At 41.5% G+C, this 2,986-nt stretch carries 2 protein-coding genes; one reads left to right on the forward strand and one right to left on the reverse strand.

Going from position 1 to position 2,986, the window contains the following annotated elements:
* Positions 1 to 105: 105 nt before the first annotated feature.
* Positions 106 to 792 carry a hydrolase gene (locus EKM67_RS11035; RefSeq protein WP_379894784.1) on the reverse strand — a complete coding sequence of 229 codons (687 nt, stop codon included), beginning with the start codon at positions 790 to 792 and terminating at the stop codon, positions 106 to 108.
* 456 nt (positions 793 to 1,248) lie between these two features.
* On the opposite strand from EKM67_RS11035, the gene EKM67_RS10515 reads away from it, so the two are divergent.
* Positions 1,249 to 2,790: an ABC-F family ATP-binding cassette domain-containing protein gene (locus EKM67_RS10515; RefSeq protein ID WP_125578932.1), complete on the forward strand. Its 1,542-nt coding sequence runs from the start codon at positions 1,249 to 1,251 to the stop codon at positions 2,788 to 2,790.
* Positions 2,791 to 2,986 lie beyond the last annotated feature (196 nt).

Raw genomic sequence — 2,986 nt, forward strand, 5'->3', positions numbered from 1 at the left:
ATGCCGTTCAAGAATGTGCATAAACACTTTAATTATTTGATTGTCCTCTTGACAGGAGCCGAGCCGATGCGCCTTTTTGAATGCTATTTAAATGTGTGAGTTAGTTTAGCCAACAACTTCGACTGTTGCTGATAAGATACCAGCCGCAGGGATTTGATTGTTTGGCCATGCAACGTCGAGTTGATGAGGGTTACTATAAGCAAAAGTACCAGTATCATTAACAACGCGGTAAATGACTTGACCATTTGACATCGAGATCTTTAAACGTGTGCCGCGAGGGAAAACGCTAAGGTTGGCAGCCACGCCACCGTAACCCATGCTTGAACCTAGAACGGCAGGATCGTAAAAACTAATTTTAAAAGTACCACGTGATGAACCAGAAGTTGTCGTTGTTGTAGCAGTTTGAGTTGCGACCTTTTGTTGTTGTGCTTGAGCAGCTTTTTGCTGAGCAGCCTTAACAGCAGCGGCTTTGTCTGCGGCAGCTTTTGCAGCCGCTGCTTTTGCTGCAGCAGCCTTGGCCTCAGCCGCTTTTTTAGCTTCAGCGGCTTTCTTGGCAGCCTCGGCTTTTTTACGTGCGATTTCATCTTGTTGTTTCTGATAAGCTAATTGTTCTGCTGTGTTGGCAGTTTTGCGTGCGAGGCGTGCCTGAGCTTCGTCAGTGGCCTTTGCCTCGAGAACGAGCGTGCGTGCAAGTGTGACACGCTTAACCGATTCGGTTGAAGGATAATATTCAGTAGCTTTTGCCTGATCTGTTGGCGCGGCCACAACGACATTCAGATTAGTTAGGATCATCCCAGCGACGATCGATAAAATGAATACCATTCGGATTAGAAAGTGATTGCTATGTTTGATATTAGTCAAAGTAGTTTGCTCCTTTAAAGAAAATTTAATTTCTTAACCGTCACTCAGCATATCATGCCAACATAACAGACCAATACCAAAAATATTACAAGTTTACTTCCAGATTGACATGTTGTTATCTTTTTGCAATATAACGTACCTTTTGTCATTCAATTGAAATAATAAATGGTTTGATAACTAATCTTTTACGGATTTTGTCATTTTGAATGTGGTTCTGTCAGACGATTCACAGTTGCTAAAAAATTCTCTTACGCGGTGAAAACGTCAATTCTCACTGCTTACAGAGTAGAAATGACACTCGTTTTCTGGAAACGCACGTGATTTAATGGTATGATTCTAATCATTGTATTTACGTTAACGCGCTGAATCGTATTGAGGAGATTTTCAATGAGTATTTTAACAGTCACAAATTTGAGCCATTCTTTTGCAGATAAAACATTATATGAAAATGCTAATTTTAAAATTGAACGCCAAGACCACATGGGCATTGTCGGCCAGAATGGTGTTGGTAAGAGTACACTGATCAAGATTTTGACCGGTGAATTGTTGCCTGATGAGGGTAAGGTTGTTTGGCAGAAGAATACCGAAGTTGGTTATTTGGATCAGTACGCTAATCTAGTCGCAGGCATGACGATTTTTCAGTTTCTGCAGACGGCTTTTTCCGATTTATTTGATATCGAAGCAAAGATGAATCACTTATATGAAGAATACGCCACTAATATGGATGATGATTTGCTTGAAAAGGCCGGTCGCATGCAGACTCACTTGGAGGAGTCTGGCTTCTATGATCTCGATACGGAAATTGTTCGAGTGGCTAGTGGCTTAGGCTTAGATGATATTGGGCTGGATCACGATGTTTCTCAATTAAGTGGCGGTCAGCGTTCGAAAGTTATTTTGACGAAACTATTGCTTCAGAAACCAGATATGTTGGTCTTAGATGAACCAACGAATTATTTGGATACGAAACATATTGATTGGCTCGTTGGTTATCTCGTCGATTTTCCTGGCGCTTTTTTGGTAATCTCACATGATTATGAGTTTCTGGAACGAATCACGAATTCTATTCTCGATATCGAGTTCGGTCAGATCACGCGGTATACCGGCGACTTGAAGACGGCCTTTCGTCAGAAGGAAGCAGACGCACAATCTTATCGCCGCGCCTATTCTAAGCAGCAAGAACAAATCGCCAAGAGTAAGGCGTATATTCGTCGATTCAAAGCCGGAACGCGGGCGAAATCTGCCAAAAGTCGCGAGAAGCAGCTCTCACACTTAGATGTCTTAAAGAAACCCGATCATTTATCTGAACCAACGATCCAGTTCCGTTATCAGCCTACCGACAGCCGAATGTTATTGACGACGCAGGATCTTTATTTCGGCTACGATCAAGCACTGAACAAATTGCCTTTGGACATCTCGATTGCTGGAGACGAAAAGATTTTAGTATCAGGTTACAATGGTATAGGTAAGTCAACGTTCTTGAAAACAATTTTAGGAATTTTACCAAAGATCGGTGGCGATATCGATTTTTCGCCGTCGCTTAAGATTGCCTACTATGATCAAAGTCTGCGGTGGCCACATAAGTTGGAAACACCACTTCAATACATGCAGAACGCATATGAATTGGAGAAGCCCAAAGTTTTGCGCCAGTATTTAGCAAAAACTGGATTGACTGCGCAACAAGTACTTTCACCATTGGTAGATTTGTCCGGTGGCGAGCAGGCTAAGGTTAAATTGGCCGAAGTGATGATGAAGCCGGCTAATCTATTAATTCTTGATGAGCCCACGAACCATTTAGATGATCTGACCAAGGATGCATTGAATAAGGGAATTCAAAGTTTTGAAGGTGCGGTACTCTTAGTTACCCATGAAACGAATTTCTATGATGAATCCTGGTTAGACAAGGTGATCGACATCGAGAAGCTTCAGTAATAATGGGGGGGTTAAACAACTAATTTAAGTTTTTTGGATAAAGTTGTTGACATTAATTTTGCAGACGTGCTATACTAATTGAGTTGCTGTTACAATAGTTGTTATTTAAAAAGTTGTTTCAACAATAAGGTAGGCCTTTGAAAACTGAACAAAGTTTCGTAATATGCAGGGTTCATTACAGGAGACTGTGATGAAC

The organism is Lapidilactobacillus mulanensis (genome assembly GCF_003946215.1).
Lineage (GTDB): Bacteria > Bacillota > Bacilli > Lactobacillales > Lactobacillaceae > Lapidilactobacillus > Lapidilactobacillus mulanensis.